This is a genomic window from Microbacterium sp. NPDC058269 (genome assembly GCF_042881445.1).
GTDB lineage: Bacteria > Actinomycetota > Actinomycetes > Actinomycetales > Microbacteriaceae > Microbacterium.
In genome coordinates this window covers 74,184-97,846 of sequence record NZ_JBHVXT010000003.1, presented here as the reverse complement: position 1 = coordinate 97,846, position 23,663 = coordinate 74,184, and the positions used below count along the sequence as shown (strand labels likewise).

Genomic DNA, 23,663 nt, shown 5'->3' with positions numbered 1-23,663 from the left:
TGAGAATTACGCGGGGAACGGGATGAATGCGACGGCGATGCCGACGAATGCAAGCGCCTCGGTGAAGGCGATACCGATCCACATGAGGACCTGGAGACGACCGGCCAGCTCGGGCTGACGGGCAACGCCCTCGATGGTCTTGCCGACGACGATGCCGACGCCGATGGCCGGGCCGATGGCTGCGAGGCCGTAGCCGACCGCTCCGATGTGACCGTTGATTTCAGCGAGAACCGTAGTAGCGTCCACGGGTTTTTCCTTTCGTTGGGTGGGTGGGCTGTTGCCCGCCCGCTCAGTGCTCTTCTGCGACCGCGAGCTGGATGTAGACCGCGGTGAGGACGGTGAAGACGTATGCCTGGAGGACGGCGACCAGAATCTCGAAGAGAGTGAAGGCGCCGCCGAAGGCGAGGGTTCCGACACCGAGCGCGGCCCAGCCGCCGCCTGCGGTGAAGAAGAAGAACTGGGTCGCGGAGAACGCGAGGACCAGGATCATGTGCCCCACGACGAGGTTCATGAGAAGACGCAGCGTCAGCGTGACGGGGCGCAGGATGAACGTCGAGATGAGCTCGATGATCGCGACGATCGGCATCGCGGCGGCCGGCACACCCTGCGGGAACAGGGAGTTCTTGAAGAACTTGAAGCCGTGTCGCTTCATACCCGCATAGATGAAGGTCACGTAGCTGACCACGGCGAGCGTGAGCGGCACCGCGACGATCGCCGTTCCCGGCATGTTCAGGAACGGGATAATGCCCGTGATGTTCATGAACAGGACCATGAAGAAGATCGTGGTCAGGATCGGCAGGAAGCGATTGCCGTCCTTGCGCCCGAGCATGTCGTGGGCGATGTTGGTCCGGACGAAGCCGAGCCCCATCTCCACCAGGCTCTGGAAGCGTCCGGGAACGACCTTCATGCGGCGGGTGCCGAGCCAGAGGATCAGGACCACGGCGATCACCGCGAGCAACTGGATCAGGTGGATCCGGTTGACGGGGACTGGGCCTACGTAGAAGAGGATCTCCGGAAAGAAATCGTCGATCGAAGGGCCGTGGAACTCGCCGTCGGAGGCGAGTCGGGGGGTCAGGGTCGCAGCAAGATTAAACAGCGCGGGCTCCAGCTTCGGGGCACCGGTCTAAACCGGGGCGACGATGGTCGGTGTGCAATCAGCGCAAGCGCTCGCGGGCGAGCGGCGGGCACGTGTCAACAGTATCAGAATCTGAGGGTCTCCTAAGACCGCTCGCCGCCCTCGACGGGCCCGTCCTCGATGTGATTCGCCGCGCCGGGAGCGCGATCCTCGGGCACCTCGGTCGGCAGGGTCGTGTCGCTGACGTTGGGCAGCCTCATGCTCGTCAGTACGATCACGTCGATCGCGAGCGACATCAGCACGCCCGCGACGATCGAGAGGAAGAACACCATCGGCTGCAGCCAGGGCTGTCCGGCGAGCAGGATCATCGCGACGACGAACAGTCCGAGCTTGAGCAGCCAGCCGCCGAGGACGATCGCGAAGAACAGCTGCACGTAGATCGGGTCGCCGTACCAGCGGTTCGCGATCAGGATGCTGATACCGGTGATCGCCAGGAACACGGCGGCAAGGAGAACCCCCAGCAGTCCGCTGACGAGCCCCTCCCCCTGGGCCACGAGGTAGCCGATGCCACCGGCGATGATCGCGAGCACGACGGTGGCGATCGCCGACCAGATGAGGGTGCGACGCAGGATCGGCGTGCTGGAAACGGGGCTCGGGCTCATCAGGACTCCACGGGTGTCGGATCGGGTTCGGCGCCCGCTGCGCTCTTCCTGCTGCGGGTGGGACTCAGCGTGACGACGAGGCAGGCGGCGATGCCCACGACCCCGAAGCCGACACCCGGCAGGTACTGGCCGGGCCAGTCCTCCCGTGCACCGACGTACATCAGCAAGACGGCGAGCGAGACGACGGCCGTCCAGGCGTAGAAGATGAGCACGGCGTCGCGGTCGCGGTGACCGAGATCGAGCATGCGGTGATGCAGGTGCTTCCGATCGGGCGAGAACGGCGAGCGGCCGGCGCTCATCCGCCGGAGCACCGCGAGTCCGAAGTCGAGCAGCGGCAGCAGGACGACCAGCAGCGGCAGCAGGATGGGCAGGAACGCTCCGACCAGCTGGGAGCGTCCGAGACGCTCGGGGTCGAGAGCGGACGGATCCATCTGCCCGGTGATCGCGATCGCCGACGTGGCCATCAGCAGACCGATCACCAGTGCACCCGAATCCCCCATGAAGATCTTCGCCGGGCTCCAGTTCAACGGCAGGAAGCCGAGGCAGGCGCCGATGAGCACTGCGGCGATGAAGGTCGAGAGGTTGAAGTAGCTGGACGCGCCGGAGTCACGCGTGAAGATGTAGGAGTAGGCGAAGAACACGCCGTTCGAGATGAGGCACACACCGGCGACGAGCCCGTCGAGTCCGTCGATGAAGTTCACCGCGTTCATCACGATGACGATCGCGAACATCGTGATCGTGATGCTCAGCCAGCTCGACACCACGATGAGGTCACCGAACGGCAGGGACAGGATCTGCAGTCCCCCACCGACCGTGATGACGCCGGCAGCGAGGAACTGCGCGCCGAGCTTGATCATCCAGTCGATGTCCCAGAGGTCGTCGACGACCCCGATGATCGCGATCAGCAAAGACGCGCCGAGGATCGACCACATGGTCTGCGGCGGGATCCAGATGCTCTGGAAGAAGGGGTTCACCGCGGAGAAACCAAACGCCGCGGCGATGGCGAGGAAGATCGCGACGCCACCCAGCCGAGGCTTGGGAGTGGTATGCACGTCGCGGTCGCGGATGGCGGGGTAGAGCTTGAACCGGAGGCTCAGCTTCCACACCGCCCAGGTCAGTGCGAACGTGATCGCGGCGGTGAGGATGACCGTGAAGAGGTACTGCTTCACGAATCCCCGTCCTGCTCCTGCGCGTGTTCGTGCGAGTGTTCGGGCTCGGCCTGCTCCTCGGGCTCGAGGAGATCGCCGAGCACCTCCTGCAGCTGTTCCCGGGTCACCGCGCCGTCGCGGAGGATGCGCACCGTCCCCGGTTCGGAGTCCGCACCGCGGCGCACCAGCGAGGTGGCATCCACGATGGTGGACGCGATGCCGTCCTTGCTCAGGCCGTCTGCGAGATAGACCGCGACGCTGTCGCCCAGCATCTTCTCGGCGTCGTACGCCGAGATGGCCGCGGCTTCGCCCGTGAGGTTCGCGCTGGAGACGGCCAGCGGACCGGTCTCCGCGAGCAGTTCGAGGGCGACCCGGCCCTCCGGCATGCGCACCGCGACCGTGCCGAGAGTCTCTCCCAGATCCCACACCAGCGACGGCTGCGCCGGCAGCACGATCGTCAATCCACCGGGCCAGAATGCCTCGACGAGGCGCTCGACCGGCTCCGGAACGGACTCGGCCAGGGCGGTGAGCGTCTCCTTCGTGCCGATCAGCACGGGCGGCGGCTGATCCCGCCCGCGCCCCTTCGCATCGAGGAGGCGCTGGACGGCGGCCGGGGAGAAGGCATCGGCGGCGACGCCGTACACCGTGTCTGTGGGGATGACGATGAGGTCGCCACGGCCGATCGCCTGGCGCGCGTGGCGCATGCCGGCGAGGAGCTGCGACTCGTCGCTGCAGTCGAAGATGGTTGACATGACGGTTCGATTCTATGCGGCGTGGCCGGTGAGCACGCTCGGAGGTTGCTGATCAGGGTCGGAGCGCGGTGGTGGTGCGATCCCGGAGCGTCAGGTCGCGGTGCGTCGCCGGTGCGCGCCAGCCGTCGACCGTGAGGAGGTCCCTGATCGACTCGCCCTGCAGTTCGCCGTGCTCGATGACGAGGAGACCACCGGGGCGCAGCAGCCGCAAGGCCCGTGAGCTGAGCACACGCACGATGTCGAGACCGTCCTCTCCCCCGTACAGCGCCATGGCCGGATCGAACAGCCGCACCTCCGGATCGCGGGGAATGGCGGCATCGGGCACATACGGTGGATTCGAGATGACCACGGAGGCCGTGCCGTCGAGCTCCGGGAAGGCTTCCCCCAGGTCGGACAGCACCAGCGTGAGGTTCTCGACTCCTGCGACGTTGCGGCTCGCCCAGGCGTGCGCGTCCTCGGAGAGCTCGGCGGCGAAGATGCGCGCGTGCGGCACCTCGGTGGCCATCGCGAGGGCGATCGCCCCGCTGCCGGTGCCGAGGTCGATGCCGACCGGTGCGGACTCCGGGGAGCTCAGCAGGGCGTCGATCGCGTACTGCACGACGGTCTCCGTCTCCGGACGGGGTACGAAGACGCCGGGGCCGACGGCGAGCTCGAGGTGACGGAACGGCGCGGTTCCGGTGATGTGCTGCAGCGGCTCCCTGGCTGCACGACGCGTCACGGCCTCATCGAGCGCCGACACCGCTGCGTCATCGATGCCGTCGCCACGGACGATCGCCGCCTGCACCTCGCCGCGTCGTCGTCCGAGGATGTGGCCGGCGAGAAGCTCTGCGTCGACCAGAGGGTCGGGCACTCCGACATCGGCCAGACGCTGGGCCGCCGTGCGGACGACCGCAGCGAGAGAGGTGTCAGACATGCCTTCCAGCGTAGAGTGCGAGCGGCCGTCACAAAGGCCTCCCCATAGGACCCCTCCCCTAGGCTGGTCCGCAGCGACCCCGCACAGGAAGGTTCATCATGCCCGGCATCCACTCCGACATCACGACCGCGTTCGGCAACACACCGCTCGTCCGCCTGAACCGGGTGACCGAGGGACTGAGTGCGACCGTCCTCGCCAAGCTCGAGTACTACAACCCCGCCTCGAGCGTGAAGGATCGCATCGGGATCGCCATGGTCAACGCCGCCGAGGCGTCGGGTGAGCTGAAGCCGGGTGGGACGATCGTCGAGTCGACGAGCGGCAACACCGGTATCGCCCTCGCGATGGTCGGCGCCGCGCGCGGGTACCGGGTGATCCTCACGATGCCCGCCTCCATGTCGAAGGAGCGCCGGGTGCTGCTGAAGGCGTTCGGTGCGGAGATCATCCTCACCGACCCCACCAAGGGCATGAGCGGTGCGATCGAGGAGACCAAGCGCATCGTCGCCGACACCCCTGGGGCGATCTGGATCCGGCAGTTCGAGAACGCGGCGAACCCCCAGATCCACCGCGAGACCACGGCGCAGGAGATCCTCCGCGACACCGACGGCGCCGTCGACATCCTCGTGGCCGGCGTCGGCACCGGAGGGACCGTCACGGGAACCGGTCAGGCCCTCAAGGCCGCGAAGCCCGGCGTGCAGGTGATCGCCGTCGAGCCGAAGGACTCCCCCGTCCTGACCGAAGGACACCCCGGCCCGCACAAGATCCAGGGCATCGGCCCGAACTTCGTCCCCGACGTGCTCGACCGCGAGGTGCTCGACGAGATCCTCACCGCCGAGTTCGACGAGTCCATCCGCGTCGCGCGCGAGCTCGCGGCCAAGGAGGGCCTGCTCGTCGGCATGTCGTCCGGTGCGGCCGTCGCCGCCGCTCTGAAGGTCGCGGCCCGCCCCGAGAACGCCGGCAAGACGATCGTCGTCATCATCCCCGACACCGGTGAGCGCTACCTCTCCACCGCGCTGTTCGAGGACCTGCGCGAAAGCTGAGACCGTCGATGGGCATGATCGGGCGAATGCGCGAGGACATCGCGGCAGCCCGCCTCCGGGACCCGGCCGCGCGCAGCGCCGTCGAGGTCGCTCTGCTGTACCCCGGACTGCACGCCATCTGGGCCCATCGCGTCTCTCACGCGCTCTGGCGGCGCCGGCTGCGACTGCTGGCGCGCGCCGGCTCCCAGGCGTCGCGCTGGCTGACCGGGATCGAGATCCACCCCGGAGCGAGGATCGGCCGACGTTTCTTCATCGACCATGGAATGGGTGTCGTGATCGGCGAGACCGCCGTGGTGGGCGATGACGTTATGCTCTATCACGGCGTCACGCTCGGCGGACGCACCCGGACATCCGGCAAGCGGCACCCTACGCTCGGGGACGGTGTCGCCGTCGGCGCGGGCGCGAAGATCCTCGGTCCCGTGACGATCGGGGCAGGCTCCGTGGTCGGCGCGAATGCGGTGGTCACGCGCGATGCGCCGGCCGACAGTGTTCTCGTCGGCGTGCCGGCGAAGCCGCGTCATCGCACAGTCGGCGAGGACACCAGGGCCCTGCTCACGGCGCCGGACTACTACGCGATCTGAGCGCCCGCGGGGCGTGCGCTCTAGCGGCGTTCGGCCTTCACCGCCTCGACCTTCTTGCGCAGGAAGATCAGCGGCAGCAGGACGCTGCCGAGTGCCGTGATGAGCCAGACGATGACGGATCCCAGCAGCCAACCTGTCAGATCGGTGATCCGCAGCCCGCCGATCGGGAGCAGCACGACGATGATGAGCGAGATCAGCGTGGAGAAGATCCCGATGCCGCCCATCAGCACCGGCGCGTAGCGATTGGCGATCTTCCCGACCCAGGGCGAGAGAACGCTCTGCAGGATCGCGAAGATCAGGATGCAGATGACGAAGCCCCACCACTTGTCCCACTCGATCGTGAAGCCGTCGAGCAGGAGGTCAGCGGCGATCAGGCCGAGACCGGCGGACACCAGGTAGAGCAGGCCGCGGAAGAGGAATGTGATCACGGGCCGAGCATAGCGCTCTGCTCGCGCGGTGGTGGAGAACGGCATCCGCGCTCCCCACCCTCGCCTCTCACTGCGCGACGAAGAACGGGACCGCCCCGGTCAGGATGCCGACTCCGAGCATGACCAGCGAGACGATCGTCGCGCGCCAGAGCACCTTGCGGTGGTGGTCGCCCAGGTTCACGCTCGCCAGTGACACGAGCAGCAGGATCGCCGGCACCAGCGGGCTCTGCAGATGCACGGGCTGGCCGATGATCGATGCCCTCGCCATCTCCACGGGATCGATGCCGAAGTTCGCCGCGCTCTGGGCGAGAACCGGGAGGATGCCGAAGTAGAACGCGTCGTTCGACATGAAGAACGTGAACGGGATCGACAGGACCCCGGTGATCGGTGCCAGGAACGGGCCGAGCGCCGGCGGGAGCACGTTGGTGATCCAGGTCGCCATCGCATCGACCATCCCGGTGCCGGTGAGCACGCCCACCAGGACTCCGGCCGCGATCACCATGGAGACCACGCCCACGATGCTCGGGGCGTGCGCGACGATCTCCGAGGCCTGCTCCTTGATGCCGCGGAAGTTGATGACGAGCGCGAGCCCGGCTCCCACCATGAACACGTACGGCAGCGGGAGGATGTCGAGCACCAGCAGCACCATCACCGCGACGGTGAGCACGAGGTTGACCCAGATGAGCTTCGGTCGAAGCGTCGGCCGGGCGGGATCCAGCATGGTGTCGGCCATGGCCGTGTCGGAGGGATCGACGCTCGCCGCGGATACCGGAGCGTGGCTGCCGGCGACGACCACCAGATTGCCGGTGCGCAGCGACGCACGCGCGCCCGGTTTCGGCTCCGCCCCGCGGAAGATCCTGGGCACCGTCGAGAGCGTTCCTCCGTCGGCACCGACGAGCAGGCCCTCGGAGTCCAGACGCCCCAGTCGACGGCGCTCCTGCAGGCCCAGGATCCACGCGAAGCCGAGAGTCACGACGATTCCGGCCCCGAGCGCGGGAAGCATCGGAACGAAGATGTCCGTCGGCTGCAGTCCCAGGGCGGTGGCGGCACGCACGGTCGGGCCGCCCCACGGCACGATGTTCAGCGTGCCGTTCATGAGTCCGGCGACGCAGGTGAGCACCACGGGGCTCATCCCCAGACGGAGATAGATGGGGAGCATCGCCGAGGTCGTGATGATGAAGGTCGTCGAACCGTCACCGTCGAGGGACACGGCTCCGGCGAGGATCGCGGTGCCGAGCACGACCTTGGCCGGGTCGTCTCCGAGCAGGCGTGTGATCAGACGGATGAGCGGATCGAACAGACCCACGTCGATCATGATGCCGAAGAACATGATCGCGAACATCAGCAGCGCCGCGGTCGGCGCCATCGCCCCGATCGAGTCGAGGATCATGTCCCCCAGGCCGAGGCCCGCCCCCGCGAAGAGCCCGAACGCGGTCGGGACGAGGATCAGGGCCACCATGGGCGTGAGGCGCTTGGTCATGATCAGCGTCATGAACGCGAGCACCATCGTGAATCCGAGGAGCACCAGCACCCACTCGGGCGGCACGAACGCCACGTCGTAGGTCGGCGCCTCTTCGGCGGCCGCGAACAGGCCGGTGAGTGCGTCGGGCATGCGTTGACTCCTTCGTCGTGGCTCCGTCGGCGGCGACGGATCCCGATGAGACTAGGCAATCCGCGACCGTCGGGTGCGGTATCCCGCATTCCCCGACGTTGTGCGCGTAGCGTGGGTTCTGCGCATATTGCGCGGGAGCAGTACAGGAGAAGCACGGTGCCGAGGACGATGTCGACCAGACCGCGGTTCGCCACACGCGCCCTGCTCCTGCACCTCGCCACGGTGACCCTCGTCGTCGCTCTCTGCACGGGTGTGTACCTGCTCCTCGCCGTCCAGCAGCTGCGCGCCGAGGCCGAGTCGACCGCGCTGGGCATCGCCCGCACGCTGGCGGAGGATCCGCAGGTTCGCGCGGAGGTCACACGTATCTCCCTCGCGGAAGGCCCGCCCGACGCCGTCGATCTGCGCGACGGCGATCTGCAGCGCATCGCGTCCGACGTCACATCCCGCACCGGAGCGCTGTTCGTCGTGCTCACCGATGACAACGGCATCCGTCTCGCGCATCCCACACCATCTCGCATCGGCGAGGAGGTCAGCACACCGTACGAAGAGGTGCTCGCCGGGGCCGAGGTGGTCGACTGGCAGACCGGCACACTCGGCGAATCCGCACGGGCGAAGGTTCCCGTCCGCGATGAGGCCGGGACACCGGTGGGCGAGGTCAGCGTCGGGTTCGAGCGTGCCGGCGTCTTCGACGACCTTCCGCCTCTGCTGGCCATGATCGGGGGTACAGCGGCGGGTGCGCTCGCCCTGGCCGGATTGGCGTTCCTCCTTCTCCGCCGGCGCTGGGAGCGTCTGACGCTGGGGGTCCAGCCGGAAGAGCTCGTGGCCCTCGTGCAGAACCAGACGGCCGTGCTGAACGGAGTGGACGACGGTGTCATCGCCATCGACACCCGAGGAGTGGTGCGCGTGAGCAATGCCGCCGCCGATCGCCTCCTCGGACTCGATGCCCCTGTCGGGCGCTCCATCCACGAACTCGGCCTGGCCACCGCAGTCCTGGATGCCGCGACCGGGGCGCGCGCTCGCTCGAGCGCCATCGTCGGAGACCGGATGCTGTACCTCGACTCACGCCCCGTGGTGCGCGAGGGCCGAGCGCTCGGCGATGTGCTGATCGTGCGCGACCGCACGGATCTCGTCGCCCTGACGGAGCGTCTGGAGACGGTCAGGACGATGACGGCGGCCCTGCGCGTGCAGAGGCACGAGTTCGCCAATCGCATGCACGTGGCCGCCGGACTCATCGACGCGGGCCGAGTGAGCGACGCTCGCGCATTCCTGGGCGAGCTCGTGGAGCGGGGGCCGGTGGCGTTCCCCGTCGTGGGACTGGACCTCCTCGGCGATCCCTTCCTGCACTCGTTCCTCGGCGCCAAGGGTGTGGAGGCCGGAGAGCGCGGGGTCGCCCTCCGGGTCGCGGACGACACCCACCTGATCGGTACGGTGAGCGAGGCCGAAGACGTCGCCGCGGTGCTCGGGAACCTCCTCGACAACGCCGTCACGGCCGCGGTCTCGGGCGAGCGGACGCCGCGCTGGGTCGAGGTGGCCGTGCTGGACGACGGCGAGGCCCTGGTGTTCACCGTCACCGACTCGGGGCCCGGCCTCGGCGACGTCGACCCGTTCTCACCGAAACCGAGGAATCAGAGCGCAGACAAGGTGCACGGACACGGGATCGGGCTCCCCCTGTCCACGGAGATCGCCCGTCGAAGTGGCGGCGATCTCTGGGTCATCGATCCCGGCGGAGACGACCATGGCGCGGTGTTCGCCGCCCGCATCGGCGGAGCCGTCGACCGGACATTCCACGACGAGAAGGAGAACACATGACCGAGCCCCTTCGCGTGCTCATCCTCGACGACGACTTCCGGGTCGCACAGTTGCACCAGGGGATCGTCGAGGAGCACCCCGGCTTCACCGTGACCGAGACCGTGCGGTCACTCGCCGAGGCCCGAGACAGCCTGCGCTCGTCTCCCCCCGACCTCCTCATCGCCGACGTCTTCCTCCCCGACGGAGACGGCATCTCGCTCGTACGGGAATCGGGGATCGACGCGATCCTCATCTCCGCAGCCGACGACGCCCCCACGGTGCGCCGGGCGCTGCGGTCGGGAGCCGTGGGCTACCTCATGAAGCCGTTCGAGCGACGAGCGCTGTCGAGTCTCCTCGACCGCTGCATCCGCTACCGCAACCTGCTCAGCGGCGACCGCGCGCTCCGCCAGGAGGACGTGGACCGCGCTCTGGCGATCCTGCACGGTGCGGGCGAGCCGGTGTCGGTCTCCCGCTCCGCGACGGAGCAGCTCGTGCTCGCCGCCCTCGGCGACGGCGAGGCTTCGGCTGCCGAGATCGGCGAACGTGTCGGGATATCCCGCGCCACCGCACAACGTCATCTCGCGGCGCTGACCGCCAGAACGGTCGTCGAGGTGCGCCTCAACTACGGCACGACGGGACGCCCCGAGCATCGATATGCCGCACGTACCTGATCCGATGCGGTGACCGCAGGTCAGGACTCGGAGCCGACTGCCGCGAGCCGCGCTTCCTCGTCGGCGGTGATGGCGCTCTCGATCAACGGGTCGAGCGCTCCGTCCATGACCTGGTCGAGGTTGTAGGCCTTGAAGCCGGTGCGGTGATCCGCGATCCGGTTCTCGGGAAAGTTGTAGGTGCGGATACGCTCCGACCGGTCCATACCTCGGATCTGCGACCGACGGGCGTCGGATGCCGCAGCGTCGAGCTCTTCCTGCTGCCGCGCGAGCAGACGGGCGCGCAGCACGCGCATGCCGGCCTCGCGGTTCTGCAGCTGGGACTTCTCGTTCTGCATCGAGACGACGATACCGGTCGGCACATGCGTGATGCGCACAGCGGAGTCCGTCGTGTTGACGGACTGACCGCCGGGACCGGAGGACCGGAAGACGTCGATCTTGAGGTCGTTCTGGTCGATGTGGATCTCCTCAGGCTCGTCGACCTCGGGGAAGACGAGCACTCCGGTGGTCGACGTGTGGATGCGACCCTGCGACTCGGTCGCCGGCACACGCTGCACGCGATGCACTCCGCCCTCGTACTTCAGGTGCGCCCAGACGCCCTGCGCGGGATCGGTGGACGACCCCTTGATCGCGACCTGGACGTCTTTGTAGCCGCCGAGGTCGGACTCGTTGCGCTCGAGCAGTTCGGTCTTCCAGCCCTTGGAGGCCGCGTACTGGATGTACATGCGCAGCAGGTCGGCGGCGAACAGCGCGGACTCCGCACCACCCTCCCCCGCCTTGATCTCCATGATCACGTCGCGGGCGTCGTCCGGATCGCGCGGGATCAGCAGGCGCCGCAGACGCTCCTGAGAGGCCTGCAACTCCTCCTCCATCGCCGGGATCTCCGCGGCGATGGACTCGTCCTCTCGGGCGAACTCGCGAGCAGTCTCCAGGTCGTCGGTCGCAGCGACCCAGGCCTCGTACGCGGCGACGATACGCGACAACTCGGCGTAGCGGCGGTTGACGCGCTTGGCCCGGGCGGCGTCGGCGTGCACCGCCGGGTCGGAGAGTTCCTCCTGCACCCGGCGATGCTCGTCGATCAGAGTCTGGACGGACTCGAACACGGCTCAGCCGCTCAGCGGATGTTGTTGTCGTGCCCGTGCGCGCCCGAGGGGAGCGTCGGGATCGACTTCTGCATCTGCACGAGGAACTCGACGTTCGAGTTGGTCTCCTTGAGCTTGCCGAGCACGACCTCGAGGGCCTGCTGCTGGTCGAGGCCGGCGAGGGCGCGACGCAGCTTCCACGTGATCTTGACCTCGTCGGCCGAGAGCAGCATCTCCTCGCGGCGGGTGCTGGACGCGTTCACGTCGACCGCCGGGAAGATGCGCTTGTCGGCGAGGGCGCGGGACAGGCGAAGCTCGCTGTTTCCGGTGCCCTTGAACTCCTCGAAGATGACCTCGTCCATCTTGGAACCGGTCTCGACCAGCGCCGTGGCGAGGATCGTGAGGGATCCGCCGTTCTCGATGTTGCGTGCTGCACCGAAGAAGCGCTTGGGCGGGTACAGCGCCGAAGCGTCGACACCGCCGCTGAGCACACGACCGGATGCCGGAGCCGCCAGGTTGTAGGCACGGCCGAGGCGGGTGATCGAGTCGAGGAGCACGACGACGTCGCGGCCGAGCTCGACCAGGCGCTTCGCGCGCTCGATGGCGAGTTCGGCGACGGTGGTGTGGTCTTCCGCCGGACGGTCGAACGTCGAGGCGATGACCTCGCCCTTGACCGAGCGCTCCATGTCGGTGACCTCTTCGGGGCGCTCGTCGACGAGCACGACCATGAGGTGGACCTCGGGATTGTTCTGGGCGATCGCGTTGGCGATCTGCTGCAGGACGATGGTCTTGCCGGCCTTGGGCGGCGCGACGATCAGGCCGCGCTGACCCTTGCCGACCGGGGCGACCAGGTCGATGATGCGCTGGGTCAGCTTCTCGGGAGCCGTCTCCATGCGCAGGCGCTCCTGCGGATACAGCGGGGTGAGCTTGCCGAACTCCACACGGGTGGCGGCGTCGTCGATCGAGAGGCCGTTGATCGAGTCGACCTTGACCAGGGCGTTGTACTTCTGGCGCCCCTGCTGCTCGCCCTCGCGCGGCTGCTTGATCGAGCCGACGACCGCGTCGCCCTTGCGCAGGTTGTACTTCTTCACCTGACCGAGCGACACGTACACGTCGCTGGGGCCGGCGAGGTAGCCGGTCGTGCGGACGAACGCGTAGTTGTCGAGCACGTCGAGGATGCCGGCGATCGGGATCAGGACGTCGTCCTCGCCGATCTCGGTGTCGAACTCGTCGGTCGGGACTCCGCTGCGGCGCTTGTTGCGCTGACGGTTGCGGTTGTTGCCACCGGCCTGGTCGTCGTCGGCGGCGGCGGGCTGAGCCTGCTGCTCCTGCGCGGCGCCGTTCTGGCCACGTCCGCGGTTGCGGCTGCGGCTGCGGTTGCGACCGCGACCGCCCTGCTCCTCGCCGCCTTCGGAGGAGTCCGAGTCGCCGTTCTGCGAGGTCTCGGCGGGCGACGAGTCGGAGGCGGACTCCGCTGACTGCTCGGCCGCGGGCGCCTCGGCGTCGGCTGCGGGCTTCTGGGCACCGCGGCGTCCACGCCCGGTCGTCTTGGGTGCGGCCTCGGCGGGCGCCTCGGCGGGCGCGGCGTCTGCGGCAGGCGCTTCCGCTGCGGCGGTGTCGGCGGCAGGAGCCTCGGCGTCCGCCTTCTTCGCACGGCTGCGACTCGGGCGCTTCGCCTTCGGCGCGGCCTCGGTCGCCTCTGCTGCGGGGGATGCGGTCTCGGACGCAGCCGCTTCCGGCGCGGCATCCGACTTCGCAGCCTTCTCGGCCTTCGCCGCTTCGGCCTTCTCGGCCTTCGCAGCCGCGGTGGCGGTGCTGGCCCGACGCGGTGCGCGCTTGCGCGCCGGTGCGGACTCGGTCGTCGACTCCGCAGATGCCGCAGGTGCTTCCGCAGTGGGCGTCGACTGGTCGTTCTGGGTCTCGGAGAGGTTCTCCACGAGTACTCCCTTATATGTCATGGGGAATGAGCGTTGAACGCACACAACGGGTGCTGCGCGCGATCGCACGGGCTGACGCTCGGCGCCAGCCAGCCTCGGCAGGCGGCTCTGGAATGAGCTCTGCCACAGGGGTTTGCGTGCGGGTCTTGCAAGATTTGCAATGGGGCCAGATTCACGTAGTTACGTGGAGCCCTCCGCTCGAGTCCCCACTGTACCACCACGGACGTCGACTGCGAGCAGGAGCGCCTCCCACGGGGTGTCGGTGACCCGATCGGCCAGTTCGACCGCATCCTGGCGGCTTCCCGGTCCGTCGGCGAGCACAAGCACGCTGGGGCCCGCACCGGAGACGACGGCGGCGAAGCCCGCGGCACGCAGTGCCTGCACCAGGCGCTGCGTCTCGGGCATAGCCCCGGCGCGGTAGTCCTGGTGAAGGCGATCGGCGGTCGCATCCAGGAGCAGTTCGGGGCTCTGCATCAGAGCGGCGATCAGCAGCGCGGAGCGCGAGACGTTGAACACGGCGTCTGCGGTGGACACCTGCGGGGGCTGCAGCGACCGTGCCTGCGACGTCGACATCGTGTAGGCGGGGACCAGCACCAGTGGGGAGACGCCGCGGTGCACCAGGAGCTTCTTGTGCTGCGGACCGCGCTCCGACATCCACGCGATGGTCAGGCCGCCGAACAGTGCCGGGGCCACGTTGTCCGGGTGCCCTTCGAGCTCAGTCGCGAGGCGGAGGAGGTCCGTGTCGTCGATCTCGACGTCACCCGCGAGCAGGCCCTTCGCGGCAAGCACTCCTGCGGCCACGGCGGCACCGGACGAGCCGAGGCCCCGGCCGTGCGGCACGGCGTTCTCGGCCACGATGCGCAGCCCGGGAACCGGACGCCCGGCGTCGGCGAACACGTACGCGATCGTGCGGACGATCAGGTTCGACTCGTCACGTGGGATCTCGGTCGCGCCGGACCCCGTCACCTCGATCTCGAGCTGCCCCGCGGGCAGAGCCGTCACCTCGAGGGTGTCGTAGATGCTGAGAGCAAGGCCCAGCGTGTCGAAGCCCGGGCCGAGGTTCGCGCTGGTCGCGGGGACGCGCACCTCGACGGTGCGCCCCTCGACAGCGTCGCCCTCGGCGGGCGCGAGGGCTGCCGCCATCGTCACTCGCCTTCCACCCGGAGCACCGAGACCACGCGGGCGACGACCTCGCTGTCGGCGAGAGCATCGACGGTGGCGCTGAGCGCCTGCTCGGTCGCGCGGTGCGTGCCGATGATCAGGCGGGCCGTCGGCTCGTCCTCACCCTCGACGGTCTGCACGACCGTCGCGACCGAGACGTCGCCATCGCTGAGGATGCCCGCGACGGTGGCGAGCACGCCGGGCGCATCCGCGACCTCGAGCGTGATCTGGTAGCGGGTGGTGACGTGGCCGATCGGCACGACGGGAAGGTTCGCGCGGGTGGACTCCCCCACCCCGACACCGCCGGCGATGTGGCGGCGGGCGGCGGAGACGACGTCGCCGAGCACGGCGGATGCGGTCTGCACGCCACCGGCGCCCGCGCCGTAGAACATCAGCGATCCGGCGGCCTCTGCCTCGACGAACACCGCGTTGTTCGCACCGTGCACGGAGGCGAGGGGGTGAGTGGTAGGAACCAGTGCCGGGTATACCCGCACCGAGATCGACTCGGCGCCGTTCGCCTCGATGCGCTCGCACACGGCGAGCAGCTTGATCACGAAGCCCGCGGCGCGTGCCTCTTCGATCATGGACGCGGTGATCGAGGTGATGCCCTCGCGGTAGACGGCCTCGAGCGGGACCGCCGTGTGGAACGCGAGGCTCGCGAGGATCGCCGCCTTCTGCGCCGCGTCGTAACCCTCGACGTCTGCGGTCGGGTCGGCTTCGGCGTAGCCCAGGCGCTGCGCGTCGGCGAGCACATCGGCGAAGTCGGCGCCCTCGGTGTCCATCCGGTCGAGGATGTAGTTCGTGGTGCCGTTCACGATGCCCATGATGCGCACGACGCGGTCGCCGGCGAGCGAGTCGCGCAGCGGGCGGATGATCGGGATGGCCCCGGCGGCTGCGGCCTCGTAGTACACGGAGGCGCCGACGCGGTCTGCCGCCTCGAAGAGCTCGGGCCCGTGCGTCGCCAGCAGCGCCTTGTTGGCGGTGACGACGTCTGCCCCGGAGCCGATCGCCTGCAGGATGCTCGTGCGCGCCGGCTCGATGCCGCCGATGAGCTCGATCACGATGTCGGCGCCCAGGATCAGGGACTCGGCGTCGGTGGTGAAGAGCTCCTTGGGCAGGTCGACGTCACGCGGTGCGTCGACGTCGCGCACGGCGATGCCGGCGAGCTCCAGTTCGGCACCGGCACGGTCGGCGAGCTCGTCGCCGTGGCGGAGCAGGAGCGCGGCCACCTGAGAGCCGACTGCTCCGGCACCCAGCAGTGCCACGCGAAGTCGTCGGTAGTCAGTCATGGTTACTCCTTCGGAGGTAGGTCATTGGTCTCCCTCGGGGGCATTCGCCCCGTCGATACCCGCGTCGCGGGCCAGCACGTCGTCGATGGTCTCGCCACGGACGATGACCGTCGAGCGTCCACCGCGCACAGCGACGACCGGCGGACGCGGAACATGGTTGTAGTTGCTCGACAGCGAGACGCAGTACGCCCCGGTCGCCGGCACCGCGAGCAGATCGCCCGGTACGAGGTCTTCGGGCAGGTACTCGTGGTCGACGACGATGTCTCCGGACTCGCAGTGCTTTCCGACCACCCGGCTGAGACGGGGTGCGCCTCCGCCGACGCGGGATGCGAGTCGCGCGGAGTACTGCGCGCCGTACAGAGCGGGGCGCGCGTTGTCGCTCATGCCGCCGTCGACGCTGATGTAGCGGCGCAGGGCTCCGGAATCGATCGTCACGTCCTTGGTGGTGCCGACCTCGTAGATCGTGACGCCGGCCGTGCCCACGATGGCGCGGCCCGGCTCGAACGACAGGGCGGGAACGGGAATGCCCCGGGCGGCGCAGTCCGCCGCCACCGCCGTGATGATCGCGCCGGCGAGGTCTTCGATCGGAGTCGGATCGTCGACCCGCGTGTAGGCGATACCGAAACCGCCACCGAGGTTGAGCTGCGGCACCGGGCCGCCCTCGAGCAGCGACGCATGGAGGTCGAGCACGCGCGAGGCCGACTCCCGGAAGCCCGCGACCCCGAAGATCTGCGAGCCGATGTGGCAGTGCAGGCCGGCGAACACCAGGCCGGGGATCTCACGGATGCGTGCCACCGCCTTCGCTGCCTCGGGAAGAGGGAACCCGAACTTCTGGTCCTCGTGAGCGGTGGCGAGGAAGTCGTGGGTCTCCGCGTGCACTCCGCTGACCACGCGCACCAGCACGCGCTGCGTGCCTCCCGTACGGGCGGTGATGGCCGCGAGACGTTCGATCTCGATGGCGCTGTCGACGATGATCGTGCCGACGCCCACCTCGACCGCCCGCTCCAACTCGGCGACAGACTTGTTGTTGCCGTGGAATCCGATGGAGGCAGGAGCGACTCCGGCGGCGAGGGCGACGGCGAGCTCTCCCCCGGTGCACACGTCGACACGCAGCCCCTCGTCGACCACCCAGCGCGCGACCGTCGTGCACAGGAACGCCTTGCCCGCGTAGTACACCTGCGCGGTGGTGCCGTTCTCGGCCGCAGCCCTGTCGAACGCCAGACGGAACCGACGCGCACGACCGCGCACCTCGTCCTCGTCGAGCACGAGCAGCGGGGTGCCGTACGTGCGTGCAAGCGTGGTGGCGCTGACGCCGGCGATGTCGAGAGCACCATCGGCGTCGCGCACCGCAGAGGCGGGCCAGACGCCGTCGACGAGATCGTTCGCGTCTTCGGGGACGGCGAGCCATTCCGGAGCGAGCGAATCGGCAGGGAGAAGCACTGATCACCAATCGTGGGAAGGATCTCGGGCAGGGCGCGCACATCGAGGTTGACCCGATTCTAGGGCACCGACCCCGTCACCCTGGTCACGGTGACGCGCGGCGTCAAGCCCCTGCGGTCGACCGTCGTCGCCTCTTAGGGTGGGGGCGTGACGAACAGCGAAACACGAACCGACTCCCCCGCGCAGCCGGGGTTCATCGCGCGCATCACCGCGCCTGTGATCGCCTGGGCACTCGCACGACGCCCGGTGCGCGCCGCGCTGCTCTACACGGAGCGGCGCGGACCGATGCTCGCCGACAGCGTCACGTACCGCGCACTCTTCAGCGTGTTCGCCGGAGTGCTGCTGGGCTTCTCGATCGCTGCGCTGTGGCTCGCCGGGAATCCCGTGGCCTGGCAGGCGATCATCGATGCGGTGCAGGCGGCGGTGCCCGGCCTCATCGGCGAGGACGGTGTGATCAAGACCAAGGATCTCCGAGCTCCGGCCTCGCTGTCGATCGCAGGCATCATCTCCCTCGTCGCCCTCGTGGGCTCCGCCCTCGGCGCCATCGGCTCCCTGCGCGCGGCCGTGCGCGTGCTCGCAGGGACCCTGCAGGATGACATCCTCTGGATCTGGGTCATCCTGCGCAACCTGGCTCTCGCGGTCGGCATCGGTCTCGCCTTCGTCGCCTCGGCCTTCCTCACGTTCGCCGGCCAGCTCGGCATCACCTGGATCGCCGGGCTCCTCGGCCTTCCCGAAGACTCTCCCGCGGCCGCGTGGACGGTGCGGCTGGTGTCGCTCGTGGTCGTCTTCGCTCTCGATACGGTGATCATCATCGGCGTGTTCCGTCTTCTCTCCGGTGTCCGCCCGTCCGCGCGGTCGCTGTGGTCCGGCGCGCTGCTGGGTGCGCTCGGCCTCTTGGCGCTGCAGGAGCTGTCGGGTCTCTTCGTGGGCGGCGCCACGAGCAACCCGCTCCTGGCGTCCTTCGCCTCACTGCTCGCTCTGCTGATCTGGCTGAACTTCTCGGCTCAGGTGATGCTCTTCGCGTGCGCCTACATCGTGACCGCCGAGGAGGAGAACGCTGATCGCGTGCACGCGCGGTTCGCGGCGACCACGTTCCCGCAGCGGCGACTGCAGCGCGCGGAGGTCGAAGTGCAGATCGCGACGACCGAGCTCCGCGCGGCGCAGAAGGCGGCGGCACCCGACACGTCTTCCTGACGGCGCCGCCCTCGTTGTGACCAGATCGGATAGATTGGTCATAACGAGAGGCGCCATGGATCCCCGACGCACGAACTTCAACCTTCCCCACGCCACGGTGTCGGCTCTGGAGTGGCGACCCGTATCCGAGTCCGGGCGGCCCGTCCTGCTTCTGCACGGCGGTGGAGCCGACGATGCCGAGCTCTCCTGGAGCGCCGTCGGACCTGCTCTCGCCGCGGCGGGACACCGGGTGATCGCGCCCGACCACCCGGGTTTCGGACGCAGCGCCCGGGCGGGCTGGCCCCTCACACAGGAGCGGCTCGTCCGGCATGTGGGCGAACTCGTCGACGGGATCGGACTCGACGACTACGCGGTCGCCGGGCTCTCTCTCGGCGGCGGCATGACGGTGGGACATCTCCTGGACCAGCCGGGCCGCGCGCGATCCGCCGTACTGCTCGGATGCTACGGCCTGATGCCCCGCCTGGCCGACGGCTTCTCCGGCCGGGTCACCCAGCTCGGCACTTTCTTCCTGCTGCGCTCAGGGCTGCTCGCCGCGATGACCCGCTCGTACGCACGCAACACCTCCGCGATGGAACGAGGGCTCCGGGAGCTGGTGCGGAACCCGCAGGCGCGCACGCCCGAACTCGTGGACGCGGTGCTCACCGAAGCCGCCACCGGCACGGGCCTGGCGACCTTCGGGGAGTGGCAGCGCGATCAGGTGCTCTGGGATCGACTGCGCACCGTCTACACCTCGCAGCTGTCGTCGGTCACGACACCCACTCTCCTCGTGCACGGCGATGAAGACTCCGGGGTCCCCGTCGCACGCATCCGCACCGCCGCCGAGTTGCTCCCCTTCGGATCCCTGGTGACCGTTCCCGGCGCCGGGCACTGGGTGCAGCGCGACCGTCCAGACATCGTCATCCCCGCGATGCTCGACCACCTGGAAAGGGGTACCGATGCCCAGGCACCGCGTCCCTGACCGTCGAGACCGCATCCTCGATGCTGCCGAGGCGCTCGTGCTCACCCGAGGTTTCGACGCCATGAGCGTGGCATCGATCGCCGGACGCGCCGGTATCGGCAAGGGCGCGGTCTATCTGGAGTTCGCCGGCAAGAGGGAGATCCTCGATGCGCTCCTGCAACGCGGGACGGCGCGCATGAACGACCGTGTCAGGCGTGAGCTGGGAGAGCGACCTCGCCTGAGCTCCGCCTATCGTGCCTCCGCGCGCGCCCTGAGTGAGGATGCGTTGATGACGGCGGCGTTCCTCGACGATCGCGGCATCCTCGGCGCCCACGTTGCGGAGGTCACGGACGGCAGGTATCGCGATCGGCAGGCGCGAGTCGTCGAGTGGCTCCGCGGCCTGCAGAATCAGGGGCAGATCGTCGCGGACGCGGACGTCGAGGCGCTCGCCCTCGCGCTCTCCAGCGCATCGATCGGGCTGCTCTCCGCAGCGCGCCTGCTCGGCCCGTTCGATCCGGCGCAGCTCGAACGCGCGATCGACACGATCGGCCGTATGGCCGAGACCTTCGAGAGGAACTGACCATGCACGTGGAGACCTTCGGCGCACGCGGCGATCACCCGCTGCTGCTGCTTCACGGCGGAGGAGTCGCCGGATGGATGTGGGAACCGCTGCGCGCCCACCTCGGCGGAGGCGTGCGTGTGATCGTCCCCGACCTCCCCGGCCACGGACGCAGCGCGGACGAGACGTACGTGTCCCACGCGACGACGGTCGCCGCCCTCGCTGGAGTGGTGGAAGACGAGGGTGGACCTGCGACCGTCGTCGGGTTCTCCCTCGGCGCACAACTGACCGTGCAACTCGCCGCGCACTTCCCCGAGCGGGTGAGGAACGTCATCGTCGTCAGCGCGCAGGCCGTGCCGATGCGCGCGACCCGCCCCATGCTCGCTCTCCTCGGGGCGACCGCCGGCCTCGCGAAGAACGACCGGTTCGCCCGGCTGCAGGCGCGGCAGCTGTTCGTCCCGGACTATCTCCTGGCAGATTACGTGCGCACGTCGTCCGGCATCTCCCGGGAGACGCTCCTGCACTCCGTCGAGGAGAATCTCCTCTTCACTCCTCCGTCCGCGTGGCGGTCCTATCCCGGAGCCGCGTCGATCCTCGTCGGCGCGAAGGAGAAGTCGCTCATGAAGCGCTCGGCCGCGCTCCTGCATGCCTCACTCCCACACAGCGACCTGCAGGTCGTCGACGGTTGCGGGCACGGCATCCCGCTGCAGCGGCCGGCATGGCTCGCCCAGAACATCCGCGCGACGCTCGACGCCCACCCCGACCCCGCATAGGGCCCGGAGGCTCTCGAGGTCAACTCGGGCAGACGCCCTTGTCCTGCAGCGTCGTGTCGGTGACGATCGCTCCGTTGACATCGATGTCGATCACGGCCGCACCGTCGACGATCTCGAGCCCGGTGAGGGTGAGTCCCGCCGGCAGCTGATCGGCGATGCACACCCGCTGGGGCTGCGTCAGACCTTCGCCGAGGGAGCCGAGAGTGGAGGACACCCGGTCGAGGTCGATGTCGAGTCCGCCGATGCTCGCGGCGACCGGCGTGAGCTCGAGGTCGCCGTCGACCGTGCCGGGCGTGAGCGTCAGCGAGAGGGGCACTGCGGCCCCGAGGACGCTGATCGATCCGCTCACCGTGGCGTTCGGAGCGGCGAACTCGACCGAGTCGACGGGCAGGTCGGTGCCCGTGAGAAGCGATGTGAACTGCTCCTGATCGATGCGGATGGTGCCCGCGGCGCCGCCCAGATCCCCGCCGCGCAGCGGGACGCCGGTCGCGGTCACATCCGCAGCACCCGTGATGCCCTCCAGCGTCACGGAATCCGTGGAGAGGCGCAGAGTGTCGAGCGAGCCGCCGATCAGTTGCGGCAGCAGGAGACCATCCGTCTCCACGTCGAGCTGCTGGTCGGCGGGAAGATCGAGCTGTTCCACGACGATCGACCGCACGACGCCTGGCAGCACCGCGCGGGCGATGAGTTCCGCCGCCACCACGAGCAGCGCGAGGACGACGACCACGATGAGCAGCGCCCAGGGCCACCGGGGCCGCTTGCGCGTCGCGGCGTCCGCGTCCTGGACAGGTGCGGAACCGGGGATCACGAGCGTCGGATGCTCCGCGGCAACGTCCGGGTACGGCAGGGTGTGGTTGTCGTCGCTCATGCCTGCCATCCTGCCGTACCGAAGAGGACGCTTACGTGCACTACATGCGCTCCGGTGCGGAGACTCCGAGAAGGTCGAGGCCGTTGCGCAGCACCTGGCCGGTCGCGTCGTTGAGCCACAGGCGGGTGCGGTGCACGCTCTCGATCGGGTCGTCGCTGAGCGGGATCACGCGGCAGTTGTCGTACCAGCGGTGGTACAGGCCGGCGAGCTCCTCGAGGTACCGGGCGACACGGTGCGGTTCGCGCACCTCGGCGGCGAACGCCACGATGCGTGGGAACTCCTGCAGCGCGCCGAGCAGCGCAGCCTCGGTCTCATGAGTCAGGGTCTCAGGAGCGAACTCCGAGAGCTCCACGCCGGAGTCGATCGAGTTCCGATGCATGCTGTGCGTGCGTGCGTGCGCGTATTGCACGTAGTGAACGGGATTGTCGTTCGTCCGCTTCTGCAGCAGTTCGGGGTCGAGGTCGAGCGGCGAGTCGGCCGGCGAGCGCTCCAGCGAATAGCGCAGCGCATCGGTGCCGAGCCAGTCGAGCAGGTCGTCCATTTCGATGATGTTGCCCGCGCGCTTGCTGAGACGGGCGCCGTTGATCGAGACCATCTGACCGATCAGCACCTCGACGTTCTTCTCCGGGTCTTCTCCCGCCGCGCCGGCGACGGCCTTGAGGCGGTGCACGTAGCCGTGGTGATCGGCGCCGAGCAGGTAGATCTTGTTCTCGAAGCCGCGATCGCCCTTGTTCAGGTAGTAGGCGGCGTCGGCGGCGAAGTACGTGTACTCGCCGTTCGAACGACGGATGACGCGGTCCTTGTCGTCGCCGAAGTCTGTCGTGCGCACCCAGACGGCGCCCTCGTCGTCGAACACGTGGCCCTGCTCGCGGAGGCGGTCGACGGCCTGGTCGATCAGGCTCGTTCCGGAGGCATCCTTCGCGTGCAGCGTGCGCTCGGAGAACCAGACGTCGAACGGCACGTTGAAACGGTCGAGGGAGCTCTTGATCTCGGCGAGCTGGAACGCGTAGGCGAGCTCCATGGCGACGCTCAGCTGCTCGTCGGAGGGAAGCTGCAGCAGGTCGGGACGCGCTTCGAGCACGCGACCGGCGAGCGTCGTGATGTACGCGCCGGGGTAGCCGCCCTCGGGGGTGGGCTCGCCCTTCGCCGCCGCGAGCACCGAGACGGCGAAGCGCTCCATCTGGGCGCCGGCATCGTTGATGTAGTACTCCCGGACGGCGTTCGCTCCGCTCGCGAGGAGCAGGCGGACGATCGAGTCACCGAGAGCGGCCCAGCGCGTGTGGGCGATGTGCAGCGGTCCGGTCGGGTTCGCCGACACGAACTCGACGTTCACGCTCACACCCTCCTGCGACGTGTTCGTGCCGTAGGCGGCGCCGGCATCGACGATGACCTTCGCCAGCGCGCCCGCGGCAGCGGCGTCGAGACGGATGTTGATGAACCCGGGACCGGCGACCTCGGCACTCGCGATGCCGTCGAGGGCGGCGAGGCCGTCGACGATCTGCTGTGCGAGCTCGCGCGGGTTCGTCCCGAACGGCTTGGCCAGGCGCATGGCGATGTTCGAGGACCAGTCGCCGTGATCGCGGTTGCGGGGACGCTCGAGCACGATGTCGGACGCGGCGAGCCCCAGGGGCTCGCCGGGACGTCGTTCCTCGGCGATCGGTGCGAGGACGGCGAGGATGGCGGCGGCGAGGGTTTCGGGGTTCATAGCCTCCTCAGTTTACGGGGCCGGACGCCCCCGGCCGACGGCGCGGACCGCGAC

General features: G+C 68.9%; 23 protein-coding genes. 8 read left to right on the top strand and 15 right to left on the bottom strand.

Going from position 1 to position 23,663, the window contains the following annotated elements; translation table 11 throughout:
• Positions 1 to 6 precede the first annotated feature (6 nt).
• The 6 genes from atpE to prmC all read right to left on the bottom strand — a co-directional run bounded on the left by atpE (position 7) and on the right by prmC (position 4,550).
• Complete coding sequence (gene atpE, locus ACFVWL_RS14075) at positions 7 to 246, bottom strand: ATP synthase F0 subunit C (RefSeq protein ID WP_045265023.1); 240 nt, start codon at positions 244 to 246, stop codon at positions 7 to 9.
• 43 nt (positions 247 to 289) lie between these two features.
• A complete protein-coding gene (atpB, locus tag ACFVWL_RS14070; RefSeq protein WP_387183890.1) occupies positions 290 to 958 on the bottom strand; it encodes a F0F1 ATP synthase subunit A in 669 nt (222 codons plus the stop codon).
• Positions 959 to 1,218: 260 nt separating this feature from the next.
• Positions 1,219 to 1,737, bottom strand: a complete 519-nt coding sequence (locus ACFVWL_RS14065; protein WP_387183888.1) for a hypothetical protein — start codon at positions 1,735 to 1,737, stop codon at positions 1,219 to 1,221.
• Positions 1,737 to 2,906, bottom strand: a complete 1,170-nt coding sequence (locus ACFVWL_RS14060; RefSeq protein ID WP_387183886.1) for an MraY family glycosyltransferase — start codon at positions 2,904 to 2,906, stop codon at positions 1,737 to 1,739. The genes ACFVWL_RS14065 and ACFVWL_RS14060 overlap by 1 nt, the downstream gene beginning before the upstream one ends.
• Entirely contained in the window at positions 2,903 to 3,637 is a 735-nt protein-coding gene (locus ACFVWL_RS14055) for an L-threonylcarbamoyladenylate synthase (protein ID WP_387183883.1), read from the bottom strand. Before ACFVWL_RS14055 ends, ACFVWL_RS14060 begins: the two co-directional genes overlap by 4 nt.
• Before the next feature lie 52 nt (positions 3,638 to 3,689).
• Positions 3,690 to 4,550 carry a peptide chain release factor N(5)-glutamine methyltransferase gene (gene prmC, locus ACFVWL_RS14050; RefSeq protein WP_387183880.1) on the bottom strand — a complete coding sequence of 287 codons (861 nt, stop codon included), beginning with the start codon at positions 4,548 to 4,550 and terminating at the stop codon, positions 3,690 to 3,692.
• 98 nt (positions 4,551 to 4,648) lie between these two features.
• On the opposite strand from prmC, the gene cysK reads away from it, so the two are divergent.
• Both cysK and epsC read left to right on the top strand, forming a co-directional pair.
• A complete protein-coding gene (gene cysK / locus ACFVWL_RS14045; protein WP_387183878.1) occupies positions 4,649 to 5,587 on the top strand; it encodes a cysteine synthase A in 939 nt (312 codons plus the stop codon).
• Between the two features lie 8 nt (positions 5,588 to 5,595).
• Positions 5,596 to 6,168, top strand: a complete 573-nt coding sequence (epsC, locus tag ACFVWL_RS14040; protein ID WP_387183875.1) for a serine O-acetyltransferase EpsC — start codon at positions 5,596 to 5,598, stop codon at positions 6,166 to 6,168.
• 20 nt (positions 6,169 to 6,188) lie between these two features.
• Here epsC and ACFVWL_RS14035 read toward each other — a convergent pair whose 3' ends face one another.
• Positions 6,189 to 6,596, bottom strand: coding sequence for a hypothetical protein (locus ACFVWL_RS14035; protein ID WP_387183872.1), 408 nt, complete (start codon positions 6,594 to 6,596; stop codon positions 6,189 to 6,191).
• 67 nt (positions 6,597 to 6,663) lie between these two features.
• The gene (locus ACFVWL_RS14030; protein WP_387183870.1) at positions 6,664 to 8,208 is read right to left on the bottom strand and encodes a CitMHS family transporter; all 1,545 of its coding nucleotides are present in this window, start codon (positions 8,206 to 8,208) and stop codon (positions 6,664 to 6,666) included.
• A gap of 168 nt (positions 8,209 to 8,376) precedes the next feature.
• On the opposite strand from ACFVWL_RS14030, the gene ACFVWL_RS14025 reads away from it, so the two are divergent.
• Positions 8,377 to 10,017, top strand: coding sequence for an ATP-binding protein (locus ACFVWL_RS14025; protein WP_387183868.1), 1,641 nt, complete (start codon positions 8,377 to 8,379; stop codon positions 10,015 to 10,017).
• Entirely contained in the window at positions 10,014 to 10,667 is a 654-nt protein-coding gene (locus tag ACFVWL_RS14020) for a response regulator (RefSeq protein WP_387183865.1), read from the top strand. Before ACFVWL_RS14025 ends, ACFVWL_RS14020 begins: the two co-directional genes overlap by 4 nt.
• 20 nt (positions 10,668 to 10,687) lie before the next feature.
• On the opposite strand, the gene prfA is transcribed toward ACFVWL_RS14020, so the two are convergent.
• From prfA to lysA, 5 genes are all read right to left on the bottom strand, one after another.
• On the bottom strand, positions 10,688 to 11,767 hold the full coding sequence (prfA, locus tag ACFVWL_RS14015) for a peptide chain release factor 1 (protein WP_387183862.1): 1,080 nt from the start codon (positions 11,765 to 11,767) through the stop codon (positions 10,688 to 10,690).
• Between the two features lie 11 nt (positions 11,768 to 11,778).
• Positions 11,779 to 13,704, bottom strand: a complete 1,926-nt coding sequence (gene rho / locus ACFVWL_RS14010) for a transcription termination factor Rho (RefSeq protein ID WP_387183860.1) — start codon at positions 13,702 to 13,704, stop codon at positions 11,779 to 11,781.
• A 159-nt stretch (positions 13,705 to 13,863) separates the two neighbouring features.
• On the bottom strand, positions 13,864 to 14,826 hold the full coding sequence (gene thrB, locus ACFVWL_RS14005; protein WP_387183857.1) for a homoserine kinase: 963 nt from the start codon (positions 14,824 to 14,826) through the stop codon (positions 13,864 to 13,866).
• Positions 14,827 to 14,828: 2 nt separating this feature from the next.
• Positions 14,829 to 16,133: a homoserine dehydrogenase gene (locus tag ACFVWL_RS14000; RefSeq protein ID WP_387183854.1), complete on the bottom strand. Its 1,305-nt coding sequence runs from the start codon at positions 16,131 to 16,133 to the stop codon at positions 14,829 to 14,831.
• Positions 16,134 to 16,154: 21 nt separating this feature from the next.
• Positions 16,155 to 17,573 (bottom strand): diaminopimelate decarboxylase, encoded by a 1,419-nt coding sequence (lysA, locus tag ACFVWL_RS13995; RefSeq protein ID WP_387183851.1) that lies wholly within the window; start codon positions 17,571 to 17,573, stop codon positions 16,155 to 16,157.
• Between the two features lie 147 nt (positions 17,574 to 17,720).
• Between lysA and ACFVWL_RS13990 the strand changes: the two genes are divergently transcribed.
• Genes ACFVWL_RS13990 through ACFVWL_RS13975 form a run of 4 tightly spaced genes read left to right on the top strand, consistent with a single transcriptional unit; the run spans position 17,721 to position 21,036 of the window.
• Positions 17,721 to 18,767: a YihY/virulence factor BrkB family protein gene (locus tag ACFVWL_RS13990; RefSeq protein ID WP_387183848.1), complete on the top strand. Its 1,047-nt coding sequence runs from the start codon at positions 17,721 to 17,723 to the stop codon at positions 18,765 to 18,767.
• A 55-nt stretch (positions 18,768 to 18,822) separates the two neighbouring features.
• On the top strand, positions 18,823 to 19,725 hold the full coding sequence (locus ACFVWL_RS13985; protein WP_387183846.1) for an alpha/beta fold hydrolase: 903 nt from the start codon (positions 18,823 to 18,825) through the stop codon (positions 19,723 to 19,725).
• Positions 19,703 to 20,284: a TetR/AcrR family transcriptional regulator gene (locus ACFVWL_RS13980; protein ID WP_387183844.1), complete on the top strand. Its 582-nt coding sequence runs from the start codon at positions 19,703 to 19,705 to the stop codon at positions 20,282 to 20,284. Before ACFVWL_RS13985 ends, ACFVWL_RS13980 begins: the two co-directional genes overlap by 23 nt.
• A gap of 2 nt (positions 20,285 to 20,286) precedes the next feature.
• Positions 20,287 to 21,036, top strand: coding sequence for an alpha/beta fold hydrolase (locus ACFVWL_RS13975; RefSeq protein ID WP_387183841.1), 750 nt, complete (start codon positions 20,287 to 20,289; stop codon positions 21,034 to 21,036).
• Positions 21,037 to 21,055: 19 nt separating this feature from the next.
• On the opposite strand, the gene ACFVWL_RS13970 is transcribed toward ACFVWL_RS13975, so the two are convergent.
• Together ACFVWL_RS13970 and argS are read right to left on the bottom strand one after the other, a co-directional pair.
• Positions 21,056 to 21,904 carry a DUF2993 domain-containing protein gene (locus ACFVWL_RS13970; protein WP_387183837.1) on the bottom strand — a complete coding sequence of 283 codons (849 nt, stop codon included), beginning with the start codon at positions 21,902 to 21,904 and terminating at the stop codon, positions 21,056 to 21,058.
• A 40-nt stretch (positions 21,905 to 21,944) separates the two neighbouring features.
• Positions 21,945 to 23,609: an arginine--tRNA ligase gene (gene argS, locus ACFVWL_RS13965; RefSeq protein ID WP_387183834.1), complete on the bottom strand. Its 1,665-nt coding sequence runs from the start codon at positions 23,607 to 23,609 to the stop codon at positions 21,945 to 21,947.
• Between the last annotated feature and the right edge of the window lie 54 nt (positions 23,610 to 23,663).

What these genes read in the sequence shown, in the direction of transcription:
- cysK (WP_387183878.1), top strand. Translation starts at nt 4,649, where the DNA reads ATGCCCGGCATCCACTCCGACATCACGACCGCGTTCGGCAACACACCG.
- ACFVWL_RS14025 (WP_387183868.1), top strand. Translation starts at nt 8,377, where the DNA reads ATGTCGACCAGACCGCGGTTCGCCACACGCGCCCTGCTCCTGCACCTC.
- rho (WP_387183860.1), bottom strand. Translation starts at nt 13,704, where the DNA reads ATGACATATAAGGGAGTACTCGTGGAGAACCTCTCCGAGACCCAGAAC.
- ACFVWL_RS14030 (WP_387183870.1), bottom strand. Translation starts at nt 8,208, where the DNA reads ATGCCCGACGCACTCACCGGCCTGTTCGCGGCCGCCGAAGAGGCGCCG.
- ACFVWL_RS13980 (WP_387183844.1), top strand. Translation starts at nt 19,703, where the DNA reads ATGCCCAGGCACCGCGTCCCTGACCGTCGAGACCGCATCCTCGATGCT.
- ACFVWL_RS13975 (WP_387183841.1), top strand. Translation starts at nt 20,287, where the DNA reads ATGCACGTGGAGACCTTCGGCGCACGCGGCGATCACCCGCTGCTGCTG.
- ACFVWL_RS14055 (WP_387183883.1), bottom strand. Translation starts at nt 3,637, where the DNA reads ATGTCAACCATCTTCGACTGCAGCGACGAGTCGCAGCTCCTCGCCGGC.
- ACFVWL_RS13970 (WP_387183837.1), bottom strand. Translation starts at nt 21,904, where the DNA reads ATGAGCGACGACAACCACACCCTGCCGTACCCGGACGTTGCCGCGGAG.
- ACFVWL_RS13985 (WP_387183846.1), top strand. Translation starts at nt 18,823, where the DNA reads ATGGATCCCCGACGCACGAACTTCAACCTTCCCCACGCCACGGTGTCG.
- thrB (WP_387183857.1), bottom strand. Translation starts at nt 14,826, where the DNA reads ATGGCGGCAGCCCTCGCGCCCGCCGAGGGCGACGCTGTCGAGGGGCGC.
- argS (WP_387183834.1), bottom strand. Translation starts at nt 23,609, where the DNA reads ATGAACCCCGAAACCCTCGCCGCCGCCATCCTCGCCGTCCTCGCACCG.
- prmC (WP_387183880.1), bottom strand. Translation starts at nt 4,550, where the DNA reads ATGTCTGACACCTCTCTCGCTGCGGTCGTCCGCACGGCGGCCCAGCGT.
- epsC (WP_387183875.1), top strand. Translation starts at nt 5,596, where the DNA reads ATGGGCATGATCGGGCGAATGCGCGAGGACATCGCGGCAGCCCGCCTC.
- ACFVWL_RS14065 (WP_387183888.1), bottom strand. Translation starts at nt 1,737, where the DNA reads ATGAGCCCGAGCCCCGTTTCCAGCACGCCGATCCTGCGTCGCACCCTC.
- ACFVWL_RS14020 (WP_387183865.1), top strand. Translation starts at nt 10,014, where the DNA reads ATGACCGAGCCCCTTCGCGTGCTCATCCTCGACGACGACTTCCGGGTC.
- ACFVWL_RS14000 (WP_387183854.1), bottom strand. Translation starts at nt 16,133, where the DNA reads ATGACTGACTACCGACGACTTCGCGTGGCACTGCTGGGTGCCGGAGCA.